Consider the following 18,229-nt stretch of genomic DNA (forward strand, 5'->3'; position numbering starts at 1 on the left):
AGCACTACCACCCTTGTCGTCGAGCGAAGCCTGGGCTGGATCATGCTGTACCGTCGCCTGGCCCGCGACTATGAAACCCTCCCCGCCAGTTCCCCGTTCGACCTGGGCGATCAGGCTCTTGGAACAGGGCACCCGGTCAGCGAGTCGCTGCCGCGTCAGACCGCGCAGCTTACGAGCCTGGGCGATCCGCCGTCCGACAGCTTCTTCGGCGGCTGGGCCATTCGTACTGCCGTCGCGCATGAGCAGGCCCTACACGTATCTGTAACGGTTCAGGCTACGTGCGGAGCCTTTGGTGTGTCAGGGGAACGTCGTGCGGATCGGTTGAGTGGCGATGGCGGGTGCGCCACTCGGCCTTCGCGTGACCATGGGGAAGACCCTTGACAGTGGGATTTCCGGAGGTCACGCTGTTGCGTATAGCGCTGCTTGTTCTGCTTTACGAAACCGGGGTTTGTTGCGATGATCCCTGTCTGCCCCCTCGCGGCCCTTCCTCCGGGTGAGGCCCATCGGCTCGACGTCGACCCGCCCATCGCGGTCTTCCACACCGAGGACGGCGAGATCTACGCCGTGGACGACACCTGCACCCACCAGGACGCCTCGCTCTCCGACGGGTGGCTGGAGGGGTGTGAGATCGAATGCCCGCTGCACGCGTCGAGCTTCGACCTGCGGACGGGACGGCCGAGCAGTCCCCCTGCCAAGCTGCCGCTGCGCACCCACCGGGTGGTGGTCTCCGACGACACCGTCTACGTGGTGCCCTCCGAGGAGCCTCCGAACCTGCCGCCCGGCGTGCGCGCGGGTACGGCATGACGCGGGCGCGCGGGCGAGGGTTCGCGCCGGGCCGCGCCCTCCCCGTCAACGGCCGCCCCAACCCGTCAACATGGCAGACCAGGGAGCGATCGTGACCGCGAGAAGCCTGCCGCCCAGTGTGATCGCCACCTTGCCCGGCGGCTACTACACCGACGAGAACGTCTTCGCGCTGGAGCAGGCCCGCATCTTCGAGTCGATGTGGTTCTGCGTCGCCAGGGCCTCCGACCTGGGAAAGCCGGGAGCCTTCAGAACCGTCCAGGTGGGCCGGGAGAGCATCCTGGTCACCCGGGCCAGGGACGACTCGATCCGGGCCTTCCTCAACGTGTGCCGCCACCGCGGCGCCCGGATCCGCACCGAGGAGTCCGGCGAGGTCAAGCGGGCCTTCCAGTGCCCGTACCACGCCTGGACCTACGACCTTGAGGGCAGGCTGATCGCCGCGCCGAACCTGACGAAGATGCCCGACCTCGACCGGGCCGAATACGGGCTGGTCAACGTGGCGGTGCGCGAGTGGATCGGGTACGTGTGGGTCTGCCTGGCCGATGAGCCGCCGTCGTTCGAGGCGGACGTGATCGGTGAGGCGACGGCCCGGCTGGGCGACGAGCGGGCCATCGAGAGCTACGACATCGCCAACCTGGCGGTGGGCCGCAGGATCGTCTACGACGTGAAGGCGAACTGGAAGCTCATCGTGGAGAACTTCATGGAGTGCTACCACTGCGCCACCATCCACCCCGAGCTCACCGAGGTGCTGCCCGAGTTCGCCGACGGGTACGCGGCGCAGTCCTTCGTCGGGCACGGGGCGGAGTTCGGCGAGGAGATCCGGGGTTTCACCGTCGACGGCTCGGCGGGGGTGGACCGCATCCCGGGGGTCGGCGAGGAGCAGGACCGCCGCTACTACGCGATCACCATCAAGCCGCAGGTCTTCGTCAACCTGGTGCCCGACCACGTGATCCTGCACCGGATGTTCCCGCTGGCGGCCGACCGGACGATCGTGGAGTGCGACTGGCTCTTCCTCAAGGACGTGGTGGACGCGGGCACCGACCTCGGCCCGTCCGTCGAGCTCTTCCACCGGGTCAACGAGCAGGACTTCGCGGCCTGCGAGAGGTGCCAGCCCGCGATGAACTCCCGGGCGTACGCTCAGGGTGGGGTCCTGGTGCCCAGCGAACACCACATCGGGGCCTTCCACGACTGGGTGATCAACAGACTGAGGGCCGGATCCGGTTGACGGCGGGCAGACGCCTATAGTGTGCGAAACCCTCCGTTTCGGGACGCAGGGCGATCGGAAGGGGGCGCGAGGATGGCCAGGAAGGCTCCGCGCGACGACGTCAACGAGGACGGCATTGAGATCGGGCCTCCCAAGGAGTGGGCAGCCGGCATACCAGGGGTGACCCGGTCGCTACTGACCGCCAACGCCCAGATGGGAGTCGGCCGCACCCTCCTCACCCTGGCCGGGGTCAACCAGAAGGAAGGCTTCGACTGCCCGGGCTGCGCCTGGCCCGAGGGCGAGCACCGCAGCCCGTTCGAGTTCTGCGAGAACGGCGCGAAGGCGGTGGCCGAGGAGGCCACCGTCCGCAGGGTCACCCGCGACTTCTTCGCCCGGCACACCGTCGACGACCTGGCCGGGCACACCGAATACTGGCTGGGCCAGCAGGGGCGGCTCACCGAGCCGATGCGTAAACCCGAGGGCTCCGACCACTACGTGCCGGTGAGCTGGGATGACGCGTTCTCCCTGATCGCGCGGGAGCTGCGCGCGCTGGACAGCCCGGATGAGGCGCTCTTCTACACCTCGGGGCGCACCTCGAACGAGGCCGCGTTCGCCTACCAGCTCCTGGTGCGCAGGTTCGGCACCAACAACCTGCCCGACTGCTCCAACATGTGCCACGAGTCCAGCGGCTCGGCGCTCAACGAGACCCTGGGCATCGGCAAGGGCACGGTCTCGCTGGAGGACCTGTACCGGGCCGACCTGATCTTCGTGGTCGGTCAGAACCCCGGCACCAACCATCCGCGGATGCTCTCGGCGCTGGAACGGGCCAAGCGCGAAGGCGCCCGGATCGTCGCGGTCAACCCGCTGCCCGAGGCCGGACTGCTCCGCTTCAAGAACCCGCAGCGGCCGTCGGGGCTGGTGGGGCGGGGGACGACGCTGTCCGACAGGTTCCTGCAGATCCGGCTCAACGGCGACCTCGCGCTCTTCAAGGCGATGTCGCTGCTGCTACTCGAAGCCGAGGAGGCCGCCCCCGGCACCGTGATCGACCGCGACTTCGTCGAGGCCCACACCCACGGCTTCGACAAATGGGCCGAGGACCTGCGCTCCCTGGACTGGGCGGAGGTAGAGGAGGCGACCGGGCTGGGCCGCCCGGCCATCGAGGAGGCCGTACGGGAGGTGCTCGGCGCGAAATCGGTGATCGTGTGCTGGGCGATGGGGCTCACCCAGCACAAGAACTCCGTCGCCACCATCAGGGAGGTCGTCAACTTCCTGCTGCTCCGTGGCAACGTGGGCCGCGCGGGCGCGGGGGTCTGCCCGGTCAGGGGCCACTCCAACGTCCAGGGCGACCGCACCATGGGCATCTACGAGAAGCCGCCGGCCCGCTTCCTGGACGCGCTGCGCGACGAGTTCGGCTTCGAGCCGCCCCGCGAACACGGCTTCGACACCGTGGAGGCGATCAGGGCGCTCCGCTCCGGGCAGGCGAAGGTCTTCATCGCGATGGGCGGCAACTTCGTGTCCGCCACCCCCGACACGGCGGCGACCGAGGAGGCGATGCGCCGGGCCAGGCTGACGGTGCAGGTCTCCACCAAGCTGAACCGCTCGCACGCCGTGTGCGGGCGGGAGGCGCTCATCCTGCCCACGCTGGGGCGTACCGAACGCGACGGCGACCGTTTCGTCACGGTCGAGGACTCCATGGGCATGGTGCACGCCTCGCGGGGCAAGCTGCGGCCCGCCTCCGACGACCTGCTCTCCGAGGTGGAGATCGTCTGCCGGCTGGCCGTGGAGCTGTTCGGCGCCGACCCGCACGTGCCGTGGCAGGAGTTCGCGGCCGACTACGACGCGATCCGCGACCGCGTCTCCCGGGTGGTGCCCGGGTTCGACGACTTCAACGCCCGGGTCCGCGCTCCCGGGGGCTTCGCGCTGCCCAACGCACCCCGTGACGAGCGCCGCTTCCCGACCGCGACGGGCAAGGCCAACTTCACGGTCAACGACCTGGAGGTGCTGCGGGTGCCGCCGGGGCGGCTGCTGCTCCAGACGGTCCGCAGCCACGACCAGTACAACACCACGATCTACGGCATGGACGACCGCTACCGGGGCGTGCGCAACGGCCGCCGGGTGGTCTTCGTGCACGCCGACGACCTGGCCGAGCGAGGTCTGGCCGACGGGGACATGGTGGACCTGGTCAGCGAGTGGCCCGACGGGGAGCGCAGAGCGGAGTCCTTCCGCGCGGTCGCCTACCCGACCGCGCGCGGCTGCTGCGCCGCGTACTTCCCGGAGACCAACGTGCTCGTGCCGCTCGACTCGGTCGCGGAGACCTCCAACACCCCCACCTCCAAGAGCGTGGTGGTCAGGCTCGTCCGGCGTAGCCCAGACGGTGGCTGATGTCGCGGGCGCCGGCGATCACGAGCGGTGCCAGCTCGTGCAGCCGGTCCTTGCCGAAACGGTAGGCGGGGCCTGACGCGCTGACCGCGGCGACGATCTCACCGTCGTAGGAGCGGATGGGCGCGGCGATGGCGTTCAGGCCGATCTCGTACTCCTCGACGGTGACCGCGTAACCCCGCTCGCGGGCCTGGAGAAGCTGCTTCTCCAGGGCGGCGGCGGAGGTGATCGTGTTCGGGGTGTAGCGCTCCAGGCCGCCCGCGGTGACCAGCTGGTCCCGGTGCGCCTCGTCGAGGTGGGCCAGCAGGACCTTCCCGCTGGAGGTGGCGTGCAGCGGGGTGAGCTGGCCGACCCAGTTGTGCGTGGTGACCGCCGCGGGACCGCGTACCTGGTCCAGGTTGACCGCGTAGTGGGAGCGCAGCACCGCCAGGTTCACCGTCTCGCCGAGCTCCTCGGCGAGACGGCGGCAGACCGGGCGGCTCTGCTGGGTGAGGTCGAGCCGGGAGGCCACCCCGCCCGCGAGGCGGATGAGCCCGAAGCTGAGGCGATATTTTCCCCGGTCCTCCGCCTGCTCGACTAGGCCGCGCGCCTCCAGCGCGCCCAGCAGCCGGAACGCCGTCGACTTGTGCACCGATATCTCCTGGGCTATCTCGCTCACCCCGGCCTCGCGGCGCTCGGAGAGGATCTCCAGGATGGTGATGGCCCGGTCGACGGACTGGACTCCACCGCTGCTGTCGGTGCGACCGCCGAGAGGATCGTTGCCCATAGCGCAACTGTAGGCGCTGGAAAGGGAAGGAACGTCAGCGGGGCCGACAATGTTTGTTGCGAATAGTGCACTATATTGCGCTATTAGCTACAATTTCGGACACTGTTCCTGCTTGAGCGAGGCGAGGTGGACATGTACGACTTTGTCATCGTTGGAGGTGGCTCGGCCGGCAGCGCCCTCGCCAACCGGCTCTCCGCCGACCCCGCCAACCGGGTGCTGGTGCTGGAGGCGGGCTGCCCGGACTACCCGTGGGACGTCTTCATCCACATGCCGGCCGCGCTGCCCTTCCCCATCGGGAACCGCTTCTACGACTGGAAGTACGCCTCCGAGCCCGAGCCGCACATGAACGGCCGCCGGATCTACCATGCCCGGGGCAAGGTGCTGGGTGGCTCAAGCAGCATCAACGGCATGATCTTCCAGCGGGGCAACCCGCTGGACTACCAGCGCTGGGGCGCCGACCCCGGCATGGAGACCTGGGACTTCGCCCACTGCCTGCCGTACTTCAAGCGGATGGAGAACTGCCTGGCGGCCGACCCCGCCGACCCGATGCGCGGGCGGGGCGGCCCCCTCGTGCTGGAGCGCGGGCCGGTGCGCAATCCGCTGTTCGGGGCCTTCTTCGAGGCGGTGCAGCAAGCCGGATACCCGCTGACCGACGATGTCAACGGCTACCGGCAGGAGGGCTTCGCCCGGTTCGACCGCAACATCAGCAGGGGGCGCCGGCTGTCCGCCGCCCGCGCCTACCTGCACCCGGTCGCCGGCCGCCCCAACCTGGAGATCAGGACGCGGGCGCACGTCACCGGAATCCTCTTCGAGGGGAGGCGTGCCGTCGGAGTTGAGTACGACGGCCGGACGGTCCGCGCGGGCGAGGTCATTCTCTGCGGCGGCGCGATCAACTCCCCGCAGCTGCTCCAGCTCTCCGGCGTGGGCAACGCCGCCGAACTGGGCGCCCTCGGCGTCGACGTCGTGTGCGACCTGCCGGGCGTCGGCGAGAACCTCCAGGACCACCTGGAGGTCTACATCCAGTACGGCTGCAAGCGGCCGGTGTCGATGCAGCCCGCGATGAAGTGGCGCAACCGGCCGTGGATCGGCGCGCGCTGGCTGTTCGCGCGGAGCGGCCCCGGCGCTACCAACCACTTCGAGGCGGGCGGCTTCACCCGGAGCAACGACGACGTCGACTATCCCAACCTGATGTTCCACTTCCTGCCCATCGCGGTCCGCTACGACGGCTCGGCTCCGGCGGGCGGGCACGGCTATCAGGTGCACATCGGGCCGACTTCCGCCTGGCATGCCAGGCTCCCGCCGGGGTGCCGCTCGCCCGAGCCCTGAAGAAGCCGGCTGTCGTGCCTGTTCACCGATCGGACAATGACGGCGGGTGAGGTTTCCTGCGATGCCGTGCCCGGTCCCTGCACCGGCGGGTACGGCCCGTTCTTGACAGCGCCGCACGCAAAAGGACAATCTGTTGCGGGAAGCGCACCGCGTTCCGGACTGTGCAACGACGGAGGTGGGTATGGCAGGCCAACGCGTCGTCATCATCGGAGCCGGTGTCGTCGGGGCGGCCCTGGCCGACGAGCTCTCGGCGAAGGGCTGGGACGACATCACGGTCGTCGACCAGGGCGCCGTGCCCGCCACCGGTGGATCGTCCTCCCACGCGCCAGGGCTGGTGTTCCAGACCAACCCGTCCAAGACCATGACCGAACTGGCCCGCTACACGGTCGAAAAACTTGTCGCGCTCGACTGCTTCCTCCAGGTGGGCGGCCTGGAGGTGGCCACCACGCCAGAGAGGCTCGCCGAACTGCACCGCCGCCACGGCTGGGCCACCGCCTGGGGGGTCGAGGCGCGCCTGCTCACCCCCGAGGAGTGCGTGGAGCACCACTCCCTGCTCGACGGGGCCAGGGTCCTCGGCGGGCTGTTCGTCCCGACCGACGGCCTGGCCGGAGCCGTACGCGCCGTCGAGGTCCAGCTGGAGCGAGCACGGGAGCGGGGCGTGCGCGTGCTGGACCGGCACGAGGTGCGAGACATCCGGGTCGAGGACGACCGGGTGGCGGCCGTCGTCACCGACCGGGGCGAGATCCCCGCCGACCTCGTGGTCTGCTGCGCCGGCATCTGGGGCCCCAAGGTCGCGGGCATGGTCGGCGCATGGCACTGCCGCTGACCCCCCTGGCCCACCAGCTCGCCTGGACCGGCCCCCTCCCCGCACTCAGTGGGCAGAGCGCGGAGGCCGTCCGGCCGATCCTGCGCCACCAGGACGCCGACCTGTACTACCGGGAGCGATTCGAGCGGCTCGGCATCGGCTACTACGGCCACCGCCCGATGCCGATCACCCCGGAGGAGATCCTCCCGGTCGCCGACGCGGAGGTCATGCCCTCGGTGCTGCCGTTCACCGGCGACGACTTCGCCCCCGCCTGGGCCGAGACCCGGGCGCTGCTGCCCGCCGCCGAGCAGGCCACCCTCGAAGAGGGCGTCAACGGCCTGTTCTCCTTCACCACCGACAACATGCCACTGCTGGGGGAGTCACGCGAGGTACGAGGCTTCTGGGTGGCCGAGGCGGTGTGGGTCACCCACTCGGCGGGGGTGGGCCGGGCCATGGCCGAATGGCTGGCCGACGGCCACTGCTCCTCCTTCGACCTGCACGAGTGCGACGTCAACCGGTTCGAGGCCCACCAACTGGCCCCCGAGTACGTGCGCACCCGCGACTGCCAGAACTTCGTCGAGGTCTACGACATCATCCACCCGCTCCAGCCGGCCGAGAAGCTGCGCCCGCTGCGTACCAGCCCCTTCCACGCCCGCCAGCGCGAGCTTGGCGGGTACTTCCTCGAGGCGGGCGGCTGGGAGCGTCCCCAGTGGTACGACGCCAACGCGCCACTGCTCGAAGACCGCGACATCCCCCGGCCGAACGACTGGGCCGCCCGTTACTGGTCACCGATCGTCGGCGCCGAGGCCCAGGCCTCGCGCGAGGCCGTCGCGCTCTACGACATGAGCGCGCTCAAGCGGATCGAGGTCGCGGGCTGGGGAGCCGCCGCCTTCCTCCAGCGGATCTGCACCGGCGACGTCGACAAGTCCGTCGGCTCCGTCACGTACTGCCTGCTGCTCGATCACGACGGCGGTATCCGCAGTGACATCACCGTGGCCAGGCTGGGTCGCGACCTGTTCCAGGTCGGTGGCCCTGAACCTGGCTGGAGCGGCTACGGATCCGACCGGGACTCGCGGTCACCGCGACGGCGGACGTAACGGCTACCGTCCGTGAGCGGCCGGGCAAGGAGGCGGGCCACTGTCCGTCCCGCGGACGTGGCCCTCGCGCCTCTCCCCGGGCGGTGACCACCCGGCAGTGCGGACGCCGTTACGGCATGGGGACCTCCTTTGTGCTCGCGCCTTCGGCTCCGAGCGCGAGGGGCGGCCGACGTGTTCTCGGCCTCTCCCGGCGACGTCCCGCGAACTTCCAGCCGCGGGACGTCGCAGGGAGAGGTGTACGACATCCTGGGGAACCGAGAAGAAACGCGCTGATCGTGGCTTTCGCGAGCTAACGAGGTGTTCTCGCGTTATCCGGCGTCGACGACGGCCGCGCCGATGTCCACGGCCATGGCGCGGCTTCCGGCCAGGAGGCCGCCGTCCACGGGCAGGTCGATCCCGTTGATCCATGATGCGCGGTCGCCCGCCAGGAACGCGACGGCCTCGGCGACGTCGTCCACGGTGCCGACCCGTCCCATCGGGTACCACGAGGCGGCCTTGTCCAGGGCGTGCGGATCGGTCGCGAGCCGCTCCTCCCAGATCGGGGTGGCGATCGTGCCGGGCGACACCGAGTTGACGCGCACGCCGTACGGCCCGTACTGGGCGGCCAGACCGCGGGTGAGGTTGAGCAGCCCGGCCTTGGCCGCGCTGTAGGTGTCGTTGCCGAAATAGCGGTGGCCGTTGACCGAGGCCACGTTGACCACGGCTCCCCGCCGGGCCTCGCGCATGCCGGGCAGAACCGCCTGGCACAGGCGGATCGCCCCGCCGAGGACGACGTCCACGTCGACCGACCAGACCGGTTCGGGCACGGACTCGAACTCGAGGTTGCTGCAGACGGCGGCGTTGTTGACCAGGACGTCCACCGGGCCGTGGCGCGAGGTGATCGAGCCGATCGCCGAGCGGACGGACTTCTCCGAGCGCACGTCGAGGTGGACCGCCTCGGCGCCCTCGATGGTGTCCGCGGTCGCGCGCGCCGCGTCCAGGTCGACGTCGGTGACGATCACCGTGGCGCCGCCGGTGTGCAGGACCCGCGCGATCGCCGCCCCGATTCCCCCGCCGGCGCCGGTGATCAGCGCGCGGCGCGGTGACGTCGTGTCCCGAGGACCAGATGACATGAATCTCCCTCTCTCCGCTGTGGCTCAGCCCTTGAGCGCGCCGGCCGTCAGCCCCTTGGTGATCTGTTTCTGCAGTACGGCGAATCCCAGCAGCACGGGGGTGACCGTGATCATCATCCCGGCGAACAGCGTGGCCCAGTTGGTGCCGTAGTCGGCGGCCTGGCCCAGCTGGAACAGCCCGAGCGGCAGGGGCATCTTCTCCGGAGAGTGGATCAGCAGCAGGGCGTAGAAGAACTCGTTCCAGTTCTGCAGGAAGCTGATGATGGCGACCGACGCCAGCCCGGGCCCCATGAGGGGGAGGATCACCGAGAGGAACGTGCGTGCCGGGCCGGCCCCGTCCATCGCCGCCGCCTCCTCCAGTTCGTACGGCAGGGTCTTCATGAAGCCGACCAGGACGAAGACGTTGAACGGCAGGTTGTAGGTGGCGTAGACGAGAATCAGGCCGAGCCGGCTGTCGAGAAGCCCGAGATCCTGCATGATCAGGTAGAGCGGCGCGAAGGTGACCATCCACGGGATCATCAGCCCGAGCAGGAAGGTGCTGAGCACCACGCCGCTGAACCTGAAGGCGATCCTGGCCAGCGGGTAGGCGGCGAACACGGCCAGCACGACGCCGACCGCGGTCGAGGCGACGCTGATGACCACGCTGTTGCCGAAGAACAGGCCGATGTTCGCGCGGTCCCAGGCGTTGGCGTAGTTCTCCCAGCGCCACGTCTCGGCGACCTGCCAGGGAGGCGAGGAGACGAACTCGCTGTTGGTCTTCATCGACACGTTGAAGACCCAGGTGTATGCACTGATCGAGGAGAGCGCGACCACGCCGAGCAGCAGGTAGAAGAAGAGATGGTGCGGGCGGAACGGCGCACGGGGCCGGGGTGGGTCACTCCTCCGCCGCGAGGTGGGGGCGGACGGGCGGGGCGTGTCCGCGGGACCGGCCGGTGTGGGGGGCGCCGTCAGGTCAGTACTGGAGGTCATCGCGCTTCATCACCTTGTTGAGGAGCTTGGCCACCGTCAGCATGACCACCACGAGCACGACGCCGATGGCAGCGGCATAGCCGAAGTCGGCCCGGTCGAAGGCGACGCGGTACATCAGCGTGCCGACGGTGTCGGTCGAGCCGAAAGGGCCGCCTCCGGTCATGATGTAGACGAAGGCGAAGGTCTGCAGGCTCTGCACCACCCACAGGATGGCGAGCATGCGCAGCAGGTCGCGCATCATCGGCAGCATGATGCTCCAGAAGACCCGCCACTCGCCCGCCCCGTCGATGCGCGCGGCCTGCAGCACGTCGGTGGGCAGGCGCTCGAAGCCGGCGCACAGCAGCACGATCCAGATGCCGATGCCGTGCCACACGGACACGAACGTCACGGCGGCCAGCGCGGTGGCGGGGTCGCCGAGCCAGATCTTGGCCAGGGCGCCCAGTCCCATGGACTCCAGCGCGGGATTGATCAGGCCGAGGGTGGGGTGGTAGAGGAACTTCCACATCAGCGAAACGACGGCGACCGACAGGACGACCGGGGCGAACACCACGAACCTGAAGAAGCGTTCGCCGTGGATCCGCTGGGACAGGGCCCAGGCGATCGCCATGGCGGGCGGGAACAGCATGCAGCTGCCGATGATGGTGATCAGGAACGTGTTCTTGAGCGAGTTGAAGAAGGCGGGGTCGCCTGCCAGCAGGCGATACTGCTCAATCCCGACGAATCGCATCGTTCCCGTGCGAGAGAACTCGTTCAACGACAGGTCCACCGTCTTGACCAGCGGGTAGAGAAAGAAGACCCCCAGCAGCGCGAGCGCGGGTATCAGGAATGGGATGATGATGCGTCGCTGGGCCGCCTTGAGCATGTGGCCTCCCGGGGTTCACACCTGCCACGGGCTCCGGCTCGAAAAGAGGAGCCCGTGACGGGTTTGGTGGACGGGGTTCAGTTGCCGTAGACCCGGCGCAGTCCCTTGTCGAGGTTGTCGAGAGCCTGCTGCGCGTCCTGCTTGCCGAACAGCAGCTTGGCGATCTCGGGATAGACGACCTCCTTGGCCTTGGACTCCATCAGGCCGTAGTAGCTCGCCTGGAGCCGGTCGGCCTTGGCCACGACGTCGGAGATGCCCGGCAGTCCGGGAGGGCTCGCCACTCCCTTGACCCCGGAGACCTCGCCGATCTCGTTGGCCCTGCGGGTCTGGGTCTCCACGCTGGTGACCCGGCGGATCCACTCCAGCGAGAGCGGGATGTTCTCGCTCTTGGCGGACACCGACATCAACTGGGCGGCGGCGAGCATGCTCTCCTGGTCACCGGTCCCGCCGGTCACGGTCGGGAACTGCAGGACGCCCAGCTCGAAGTCCTTGGGGATCACGTCGGCCATCTCGCTGACGAGCCAGCTGCCCATCATGATCATTCCGGCCTTGCCCTGGAAGAACTGGGCCTGGGCCGCGGTGAAGTCGGTTCCCTCGAACCCCTTGAGGAAGCCCTTCCTGTCCCGCAGGTCCTGGAGCATCTGCAGCCCCTTGAGGAAGCCCGGGTCGTCGACGATGCTCCCCTTGCCCTCGGTGACGACGTCGTGGACCTTGTCGTATCCGACGGTGCGCAACCAGATGTTGTCGCTCCACATGCCCATGTAGGGCTCGAACAGGCCGGTGACCGCGATCGGGTCCACCCCGGCGGCCTTGAGCCCGTCGGCGGCCTGGATCAGTTCGTCCCAGGTGGCGGGCGGGGTGATGTTGTGCTTCTTGAAGAGCCCCGCGTTGTAGAACAGCACCTGCAGGGACAGCTCGGAGGGGATGCCGTAGATCTTCTTGCTCGTCGGGTGCTGCATGAACTGCATGACCGCCGGACTGAACTGGTCCAGCCAGGGCTTGCCGGTGGTCGTGTCGACCTGGTCCAGGTAGGGCTTGAGGTCGAGCAGGGCGCCGCTGTCGGCCCACTCCAGCAGCGCCGGGTTGGTGCCGTCGAACATCGTGTAGTCGACGTCGAGCCCGTCACCCGCGCGCCACCTTTGTTCCAGGGCCGCGCGCGCCTTGGTGTTGGCGAAGGTCTGCTTCAGGTCGGCGCCGGCGTGGTCCTTCTCGATCCCGGCGGCGATGTCCTCCATGAACTTCAGGGAGGGGGTGCCGACGGCCGGGAGCACACCGACCTCGATCGAGCCGCCCTTGATGTCCTGCTGCCAGCTCTTGGCGTCGGGAGCCTGCTGGGGGGCCTGGTTCGCGCCGGTCGCGCCGCCTGTGCCGCACGCGGTCAGAACCAGGCTGGGCACAACGATCAAACCGACCAGTACCTTACGTGCAACTTTCACCGAGAAACCTCCATTCTTAGTGATATCGGGTTTAGTGTCGTTATTTCTAGATTTTTGTCTCATTTACCTAGCCTCGTCCGGACAAATCGGGCAGCAGGTCCGCGAACTCCTGGAGAAAGACCTCGATCCGGCGCAGTTCCTCGGCGTCGAGCAGGTGGGCGGGCCGGCGGCAGTGGGCGCTGTCGATGAGGCCCCGGCGGAACGAGATCTGCTTCTCGGCGGCGATGATGAGCTCGGTGTCGAGCATCCAGTAGGAGATGTAGGGCAGCAGCCGCCGGTGCAGGTCCTCGCCACCGGCCTCGTCGCCCGAGGTGAGCCGGCGCCAGATCTCGACGTAGATCTCGGTGAACGAGCATCCGGGCTGGCTGCCCACCGCGCCGCGCCGCCAGGCGTCTGGGAGTTGCACTCCGGCGTAGCCCTCAAGCGAGGTCACCGGCGGGTCGAGGGCGGCCAGCTCACCGATGAGCCGCCCGGGTGGGTTGGACTCCACCTTGATCAGCCGGAGGTTCGGGTGGGTGCGCACCAGGGCGGCGATGGTGGCCGCGTCCAGGCTGCTTCCCGTCTCGTTCGGGGCGTACTGCAGTACCACCGGGATCGGGGCGACCGCGTCCAGGACCGTTGTCACGTGCTCGATCTGGGAGCGGCGTGAAGGGCTGAGAAAGTGCGGCGCCAGCAGGTTGATCAGGTCCGCCCCGGCGGCCACGACCTCGCGGGCACGGGCGACGGCCATCCGGGTGGTGTGGTCCTGCACCGCGACGATCGCGGCGAGGCCTCGCCGGTGGGCGGTCCGCCGCAGGAGGATCCCGGTCAGCTCGCGGCGCTCGTCCTCGGTGAGTTTGTAGTACTCCGAGGCGAACCCCGGAAACATCACGCTCGTCACGCCCGTGCCGAGGACGTGGTCGACGACCCGGCCGAATCCCTCGAAGTCGACGTCTCCGGTGTCGGTGAACGGAACCCCGAGGACGGGCGAGATCCCCCGGACGAGGGTCGAGGCGTCAGTGAGGCCATCGGCGCCGAGAGGAGTCGCCATGGGTGAGGCACTCGTCTGGACGTTCATTCGCCCTCCTGTCTCAATGAAGCTTGATGTACGAAATACCGAAAATATTTTCTTAAATAGGAACGATAGACGCCCCGGCCCGCATCCGACAAGGGGGTGCGGGGGAGACGATCGTCAGCCGAGAGGAGGTGGCAAAAAGGAGTTGCGGGGGAAACGACTGTCAGCCGAGAGAAGGTGGCAAAAGACGCATGACGGTGCCGCCGAGCACCTCGCGCCGCGCGTCGTCGTCGATCGGCCAGTCCAGCACCCGGCGCAGTTCGGAGCGCGGCACCGCGTAGGGGGCGTCGGTGGAGAAGACCAGCCGCGACGGGCCGATCTGCGGATCCCGGCCCAGCTCGACCAGGACGGTGTCCCACGGCGCGTAGCTGGTGTCGCCATAGAGGTTCGGCGCGTAGCGCAACGCCGGCGCCGCGTCGATCCAGAAATCGGTGGCACCGCTGCGGCCCATCACGAACGGCGTCTCCGGCCGGCGCCGGGCCAGGCTGGCCAGGGGCAACGGCAGCGCACTCGGGGGAGTGCCGGTGCGGACGTAGACGGGCCAGCTCGCCTCGGCCGCGAAGTCCAGCAACGGGTCCAGGAGCCCGTCGAGAAGATCGAAGCCCTGAAGCACGCTGTCCACGTTGAGAGCGCGGGCACCGGCGTCCCTGGCACGTTCCAGCTCCTCCACGGCCGCTCGTCCACGCCATGGATTGGCGACCGCGTACGGGATCAGCCGTCCCTCCGACGCGGCCGCGGCCGCGGCCACCCGCTCGTTGCCGGCCCGGTTGTCGTAGGCGATACAACGTTCGTCCGGTGCCACCAGGGCCACGTCGATGCCCAGTGAGTCCATCGTCGCGATCAGCTGATCGGCCTCCAGACCGGCCTCACGTCCCTGCCCCAGCCGTACATGCGCGTCAACGATCAACGGGTTCTCCCACGGTCAGGCCGAGGGCGGAGAGCGCGTCGGCGTGGATGATCTGCTCGATGAGTTCGGCCGGCACGCGCGGCAGCGCGGTGCCCTCCAGGATCCTGTTGACGCCGCGCAGCCCCGCCATCGCCTCGCCGGTGTTGGCGATCGGGTAGTCCGAACCGAGCAGGAGCTTGTGCGTGCACCCCCATTCGACCGCGGCCAGCAGCGACTCGTAACAGACCCACGGCCGCAGATAGATCGAGGAGACGTCGGCGTAGACATGGGGGTGCTTGCGGATCGTCGCCACGGTCTCCTTACCCCAGGGATGGCCCATGTGGGCCATGACGATGCGCAGCTCGGGGAAGCGCAGCGCGACCTCGTCGGTCACCAGCGGGTAGGTGTAGCGCAGCGGCGCCGCGCGGATCGGCGACGCCCCCTGATGAAAGAGGATGGGCAGCGCGTTCTGCTCGCAGTAGGCGTAGAACGCCAGCGCGGGCTCCCCGAGCGGATCGAAGTTCTGGTAGTTCGGGCCGAGCTTGACGCCGACGAGTCCCATCTCACGACATCGCTCGGCCTCCTCCAGGCAGTCGGCGGACGTGGGGTCGACGGACATGAACCCGATGCGGCGGGCGGGATCGTTCGCCACGAACTCCGCGGTCGCGTCGTTGGTACGTTCCGGAGCGTGCGGTATGCCGGTCGCGGCGGCCGGGTCGGCCACCGCGATGTTGAACACGATCGCGACGTCCGCCGCGGACATGGCGCTGTCGAAGTCGGCCCAGCTGTTCGTGGTGACGACGGGACGGTCGGTGCGCCAGGAGGTGAAGACGCACGCCTCCTCGGCCGGCACCGCGTCACGGTGGGTGGGAGTGTGGGCGTGCACATCGACGATCATTGGAATTTCCTCATCAGGTCCGCTCGTGGCCGGACTCCCAGTCCGGGTGAGTCGCCGAGCTTGACGCGGCGGCCGTCGCTGTCCAGTGGCTCGGCGAGGATGTCCTCGGTGTAGTAGTGCGCGCCGATGATGTCGGAGGGGAACTCCGGTGACAACGCCGGCAACGCGCAGGCGACGTGGAGCTGTGCGGCGGCGCCGATGCCCAGCTCGCCGTTGGAGCCCAGGAGCGTGTCGATTCCGAAGGACGAGGCGAGCCGCCCCATCTCCACGGCGCGCCCGGGCCCGCCGCTCTTGCCCACGTACAGGCTGACGCAGTCGGCGGCCTGTGCCCGTACGAGCGCGGCCAGGTCGGCCAGGCCGAAGACCGACTCGTCGGCGATCACCGGCAGGCCGAGGTCTCGCAGCTGCCGCATGCCGTCCAGATCGGCCGGTGCGACCGGTTGCTCGACGAACGAGACGCCCTGTTCGGCCAGTGCGGGGATCGCCCGGGCCGCCTGGCTGCGGGTCCACCCTCCGTTGGCGTCGGCTCCCAGGAAGGCCGCGGGACCGGCGAGCTCCCGGGCCCGGGACACCCGGGCGACGTCACCGGCGACGCCGAGCCCGACCTTGACCTTGAACGCCTGGAATCCGGCCGCGGTCGCCGCACGGAAGACCGAGTCCAGCGCCGTGGCGTCGCCGGACAGGGAGAGCTTGATCGGGACCTCGTCGCGGTACGGGCCGCCGAGCGCCACGGCGAGCGGGACGTCGAGGGTCCGGGCGAACGCGTCCCACAGCGCGATGGACACGCCCGCCTTGGTGAACGGGTTGCCCGCGAGCAGCCGGTCCATCAGGAGCTCCAGGCCGCCGACCGGCGCGAGCGGCCGGCCCACCAGGGCGGGGGCCAGGATCTCGCGGATGAAATGGGCGGCGCTGACGCCGTCCTCGCCGCTCCACAGCGGCGTCGCGCTGACCTCGCCGTACCCTTCGACGCCGGTGCTGGTCACCACGCGGACCAGCAGGAAGTCCGAACGGGCGTGGGTTCCCCTGGCGCCGGTGACGACCAGGTCCGGATGTACCTGGAGGCTGATCGCCGCGGTGTGGACCGCGGCGACGGTCGGTCTCACCGCCCCGCCAGCAGTGCGCGGGGGTTGTCGACCAGCATCGCCCGGCGCTGCTCGTCGGTGATCCCCCACCCGTCGATCTCGGCCACCCGGGCCACCGCGTAGTCCTGGCTCTTGCGGTCCGACAGCCCGGCGTCGGTGCCGAACAGGACCTTGTGGGAGGGCGCCCGGGAGAGGATCTCGCGCGCCGCGTAGGGCGGCGTGCCGCAGATGCAGATGTAGAGGTTGGGGGTCTCGATGGTGAGGGCGAGCGACTCCCGCCAGGTGTCGTGCAGCCCGGCGTGCCCCAGGACGACCGGCAGGGAGGGGTGCCGCCGGGCCAGAGCCGCGATCTGACCGCCGGTGGAGTAGGGCGGTGTCCCGTCATGGCTGAGCAGAATGCCGCCGCTCTGGGCGAGAACGTCACAGATCGGGTCGAGCGCCGACTCGTGCATGCTGAAGCCCTGCAGCCACGGATGCAGCTTGAGGCCGCGCAGCCCGAGCTCGTTGAGCATTCGGTCGACCTCTCCGGGGGCGTCCGCGCGACGCGGGTGCACGGTCCCGAAACCGGCGAGTCGCTGCGGGTACTCCCCGACGAACGCGGCGAGGTCGTCGTTGGCCTCGGGAGTGGCGTCGAAGAGGCCGTCGTGGCTGAGGACCACCGCCTGGTCGATGCCGGCCGAGTCCATGAAGGCGACGAACTCGTCCGCGCCGAACGTGACGCCGCCCAGCCAGCTGGTGGTGCGCCAGGTGGGGGTGTGGGTGTGGAAGTCGATCACAGGACGCCCGCCAGCTCGACCAGGCGGTCCGCCGCCCGGCCGACGAGGTCTTCCAGCCGCCGTTTGCCCTCGTCGGCCTGGGCCAGTTCGGGCCGGTCGGTGAAGCCGTCGATCCGGCGCCACACGGCACCGGAGTGCAGGTCCACTCCCTGGACGGTCACGACCTCGGGCGCCTGGGGCCGGGGGGCGCGCGGGCCGACCAGGCCGGGCCGGAGGGCCAGGACCATCGAGGTCTCGAACTCCCCGGCGTGTCCCGGCACCGGCGGCTCGCCCTCGGTGTCGGCGAGCCGCCAGTAGTCCAGGTGCGCGACGGACAGGTCGAACCGGGTCGAGCCCGCGGCGGCCGCGGCGTGGCAGACCCCGACGTTGCCGCCGTGCCCGTTGAGCAGGACCACCCGCCGCCCGCCCTGCGCCGCGATCGAACGGAACAGGTCGCAGATCACGGCCAGCAGCGTCTCCGGTGACAGGGAGAGCGTCCCGCCGTAGGGCAGGTGGTGATCCGAGGCACCCCAGTCGATCGCGGGGGCGACGATCAACGGCCTGTCGCTACGACCGGCCGCCGCCGTCGCCGCGCCGTCGGCGACCGCGGCGGCGATGAGGGTGTCCGTCGAGGTCGGCAGGTGCGGCCCGTGTTGCTCGGTCGCACCGACCGGGATGATGACGACGGCCTCGGGCAGGTGCCGCCTTAGCCGGTCACGATCCGTTTCGGACCATCGCAGAGCTATCGACACATCAAACATCCTTCGATATATCGTATTTATTTCCGATACATCGAA

General features: G+C 69.3%; 17 protein-coding genes and 2 pseudogenes. 7 read left to right on the forward strand and 12 right to left on the reverse strand.

Annotated features, from left to right (window positions below):
* Positions 1-15: 15 nt before the first annotated feature.
* Positions 16-93 (forward strand): annotated as a pseudogene (locus OIE13_RS11140) (IS5/IS1182 family transposase); the annotation flags it as partial.
* A gap of 45 nt (positions 94-138) precedes the next feature.
* On the opposite strand, the pseudogene OIE13_RS36625 reads toward OIE13_RS11140, so the two are convergent.
* A pseudogene (locus OIE13_RS36625) lies at positions 139-240 on the reverse strand (hypothetical protein); the annotation flags it as partial.
* A 216-nt stretch (positions 241-456) separates the two neighbouring features.
* Between OIE13_RS36625 and OIE13_RS11145 the strand changes: the two are divergent.
* The 3 genes from OIE13_RS11145 to OIE13_RS11155 all read left to right on the forward strand — a co-directional run bounded on the left by OIE13_RS11145 (position 457) and on the right by OIE13_RS11155 (position 4,387).
* Entirely contained in the window at positions 457-804 is a 348-nt protein-coding gene (locus OIE13_RS11145) for a bifunctional 3-phenylpropionate/cinnamic acid dioxygenase ferredoxin subunit (protein WP_326640382.1), read from the forward strand.
* Between the two features lie 70 nt (positions 805-874).
* Positions 875-2,026, forward strand: coding sequence for an aromatic ring-hydroxylating oxygenase subunit alpha (locus OIE13_RS11150; protein WP_442811601.1), 1,152 nt, complete (start codon positions 875-877; stop codon positions 2,024-2,026).
* A 72-nt stretch (positions 2,027-2,098) separates the two neighbouring features.
* Positions 2,099-4,387, forward strand: coding sequence for an FdhF/YdeP family oxidoreductase (locus OIE13_RS11155; RefSeq protein ID WP_326640378.1), 2,289 nt, complete (start codon positions 2,099-2,101; stop codon positions 4,385-4,387).
* On the opposite strand, the gene OIE13_RS11160 is transcribed toward OIE13_RS11155, so the two are convergent.
* On the reverse strand, positions 4,353-5,150 hold the full coding sequence (locus OIE13_RS11160) for an IclR family transcriptional regulator (RefSeq protein ID WP_326829959.1): 798 nt from the start codon (positions 5,148-5,150) through the stop codon (positions 4,353-4,355). The two genes, OIE13_RS11155 and OIE13_RS11160, sit on opposite strands and share 35 nt — an antisense overlap.
* Before the next feature lie 132 nt (positions 5,151-5,282).
* On the opposite strand from OIE13_RS11160, the gene OIE13_RS11165 reads away from it, so the two are divergent.
* The 3 genes from OIE13_RS11165 to OIE13_RS11175 all read left to right on the forward strand — a co-directional run bounded on the left by OIE13_RS11165 (position 5,283) and on the right by OIE13_RS11175 (position 8,378).
* Positions 5,283-6,476 carry a choline dehydrogenase gene (locus OIE13_RS11165; protein WP_326829960.1) on the forward strand — a complete coding sequence of 398 codons (1,194 nt, stop codon included), beginning with the start codon at positions 5,283-5,285 and terminating at the stop codon, positions 6,474-6,476.
* 181 nt (positions 6,477-6,657) lie between these two features.
* Positions 6,658-7,302, forward strand: a complete 645-nt coding sequence (locus OIE13_RS11170; protein WP_326640374.1) for an NAD(P)/FAD-dependent oxidoreductase — start codon at positions 6,658-6,660, stop codon at positions 7,300-7,302.
* Positions 7,287-8,378 (forward strand): FAD-dependent oxidoreductase, encoded by a 1,092-nt coding sequence (locus tag OIE13_RS11175; protein WP_326829961.1) that lies wholly within the window; start codon positions 7,287-7,289, stop codon positions 8,376-8,378. Before OIE13_RS11170 ends, OIE13_RS11175 begins: the two co-directional genes overlap by 16 nt.
* Before the next feature lie 308 nt (positions 8,379-8,686).
* Here the strand turns inward: OIE13_RS11175 and OIE13_RS11180 are convergent, their stop codons facing one another.
* The 10 genes from OIE13_RS11180 to OIE13_RS11225 form a co-directional block, all read right to left on the reverse strand.
* Positions 8,687-9,490: an SDR family NAD(P)-dependent oxidoreductase gene (locus OIE13_RS11180; protein ID WP_326640370.1), complete on the reverse strand. Its 804-nt coding sequence runs from the start codon at positions 9,488-9,490 to the stop codon at positions 8,687-8,689.
* A gap of 24 nt (positions 9,491-9,514) precedes the next feature.
* Complete coding sequence (locus OIE13_RS11185) at positions 9,515-10,459, reverse strand: carbohydrate ABC transporter permease (protein WP_326640368.1); 945 nt, start codon at positions 10,457-10,459, stop codon at positions 9,515-9,517.
* Positions 10,443-11,321, reverse strand: a complete 879-nt coding sequence (locus OIE13_RS11190; protein WP_326829962.1) for a carbohydrate ABC transporter permease — start codon at positions 11,319-11,321, stop codon at positions 10,443-10,445. The genes OIE13_RS11185 and OIE13_RS11190 overlap by 17 nt, the downstream gene beginning before the upstream one ends.
* A 77-nt stretch (positions 11,322-11,398) precedes the next feature.
* Positions 11,399-12,757, reverse strand: a complete 1,359-nt coding sequence (locus OIE13_RS11195) for an ABC transporter substrate-binding protein (protein WP_326640364.1) — start codon at positions 12,755-12,757, stop codon at positions 11,399-11,401.
* Positions 12,758-12,824: 67 nt separating this feature from the next.
* On the reverse strand, positions 12,825-13,814 hold the full coding sequence (locus tag OIE13_RS11200) for a dihydrodipicolinate synthase family protein (RefSeq protein ID WP_326640362.1): 990 nt from the start codon (positions 13,812-13,814) through the stop codon (positions 12,825-12,827).
* Between the two features lie 160 nt (positions 13,815-13,974).
* A complete protein-coding gene (locus tag OIE13_RS11205) occupies positions 13,975-14,718 on the reverse strand; it encodes an amidohydrolase family protein (RefSeq protein ID WP_326640360.1) in 744 nt (247 codons plus the stop codon).
* Entirely contained in the window at positions 14,708-15,595 is an 888-nt protein-coding gene (locus OIE13_RS11210) for an amidohydrolase family protein (protein WP_326829963.1), read from the reverse strand. The genes OIE13_RS11205 and OIE13_RS11210 overlap by 11 nt, the downstream gene beginning before the upstream one ends.
* Positions 15,592-16,698 carry a mandelate racemase/muconate lactonizing enzyme family protein gene (locus OIE13_RS11215; RefSeq protein ID WP_326640355.1) on the reverse strand — a complete coding sequence of 369 codons (1,107 nt, stop codon included), beginning with the start codon at positions 16,696-16,698 and terminating at the stop codon, positions 15,592-15,594. Before OIE13_RS11215 ends, OIE13_RS11210 begins: the two co-directional genes overlap by 4 nt.
* Complete coding sequence (locus OIE13_RS11220; RefSeq protein ID WP_326640353.1) at positions 16,695-17,453, reverse strand: amidohydrolase family protein; 759 nt, start codon at positions 17,451-17,453, stop codon at positions 16,695-16,697. The genes OIE13_RS11215 and OIE13_RS11220 overlap by 4 nt, the downstream gene beginning before the upstream one ends.
* On the reverse strand, positions 17,450-18,184 hold the full coding sequence (locus tag OIE13_RS11225) for a creatininase family protein (RefSeq protein ID WP_326640351.1): 735 nt from the start codon (positions 18,182-18,184) through the stop codon (positions 17,450-17,452). The genes OIE13_RS11220 and OIE13_RS11225 overlap by 4 nt, the downstream gene beginning before the upstream one ends.
* Positions 18,185-18,229: the final 45 nt, after the last annotated feature.

This window comes from Streptosporangium sp. NBC_01810, assembly GCF_035917355.1.
Lineage (GTDB): Bacteria > Actinomycetota > Actinomycetes > Streptosporangiales > Streptosporangiaceae > Streptosporangium.

Excerpts from the sequence above, each read along its gene's own strand:
- OIE13_RS11165 (WP_326829960.1), top strand. The coding sequence starts at position 5,283 with ATGTACGACTTTGTCATCGTTGGAGGTGGCTCGGCCGGCAGCGCCCTC.
- OIE13_RS11170 (WP_326640374.1), top strand. The coding sequence starts at position 6,658 with ATGGCAGGCCAACGCGTCGTCATCATCGGAGCCGGTGTCGTCGGGGCG.
- OIE13_RS11175 (WP_326829961.1), top strand. The coding sequence starts at position 7,287 with ATGGCACTGCCGCTGACCCCCCTGGCCCACCAGCTCGCCTGGACCGGC.
- OIE13_RS11185 (WP_326640368.1), bottom strand. The coding sequence starts at position 10,459 with ATGACCTCCAGTACTGACCTGACGGCGCCCCCCACACCGGCCGGTCCC.
- OIE13_RS11190 (WP_326829962.1), bottom strand. The coding sequence starts at position 11,321 with ATGCTCAAGGCGGCCCAGCGACGCATCATCATCCCATTCCTGATACCC.
- OIE13_RS11180 (WP_326640370.1), bottom strand. The coding sequence starts at position 9,490 with ATGTCATCTGGTCCTCGGGACACGACGTCACCGCGCCGCGCGCTGATC.
- OIE13_RS11145 (WP_326640382.1), top strand. The coding sequence starts at position 457 with ATGATCCCTGTCTGCCCCCTCGCGGCCCTTCCTCCGGGTGAGGCCCAT.
- OIE13_RS11150 (WP_442811601.1), top strand. The coding sequence starts at position 875 with ATGGCAGACCAGGGAGCGATCGTGACCGCGAGAAGCCTGCCGCCCAGT.
- OIE13_RS11160 (WP_326829959.1), bottom strand. The coding sequence starts at position 5,150 with ATGGGCAACGATCCTCTCGGCGGTCGCACCGACAGCAGCGGTGGAGTC.
- OIE13_RS11155 (WP_326640378.1), top strand. The coding sequence starts at position 2,099 with ATGGCCAGGAAGGCTCCGCGCGACGACGTCAACGAGGACGGCATTGAG.
- OIE13_RS11200 (WP_326640362.1), bottom strand. The coding sequence starts at position 13,814 with ATGAACGTCCAGACGAGTGCCTCACCCATGGCGACTCCTCTCGGCGCC.
- OIE13_RS11210 (WP_326829963.1), bottom strand. The coding sequence starts at position 15,595 with ATGATCGTCGATGTGCACGCCCACACTCCCACCCACCGTGACGCGGTG.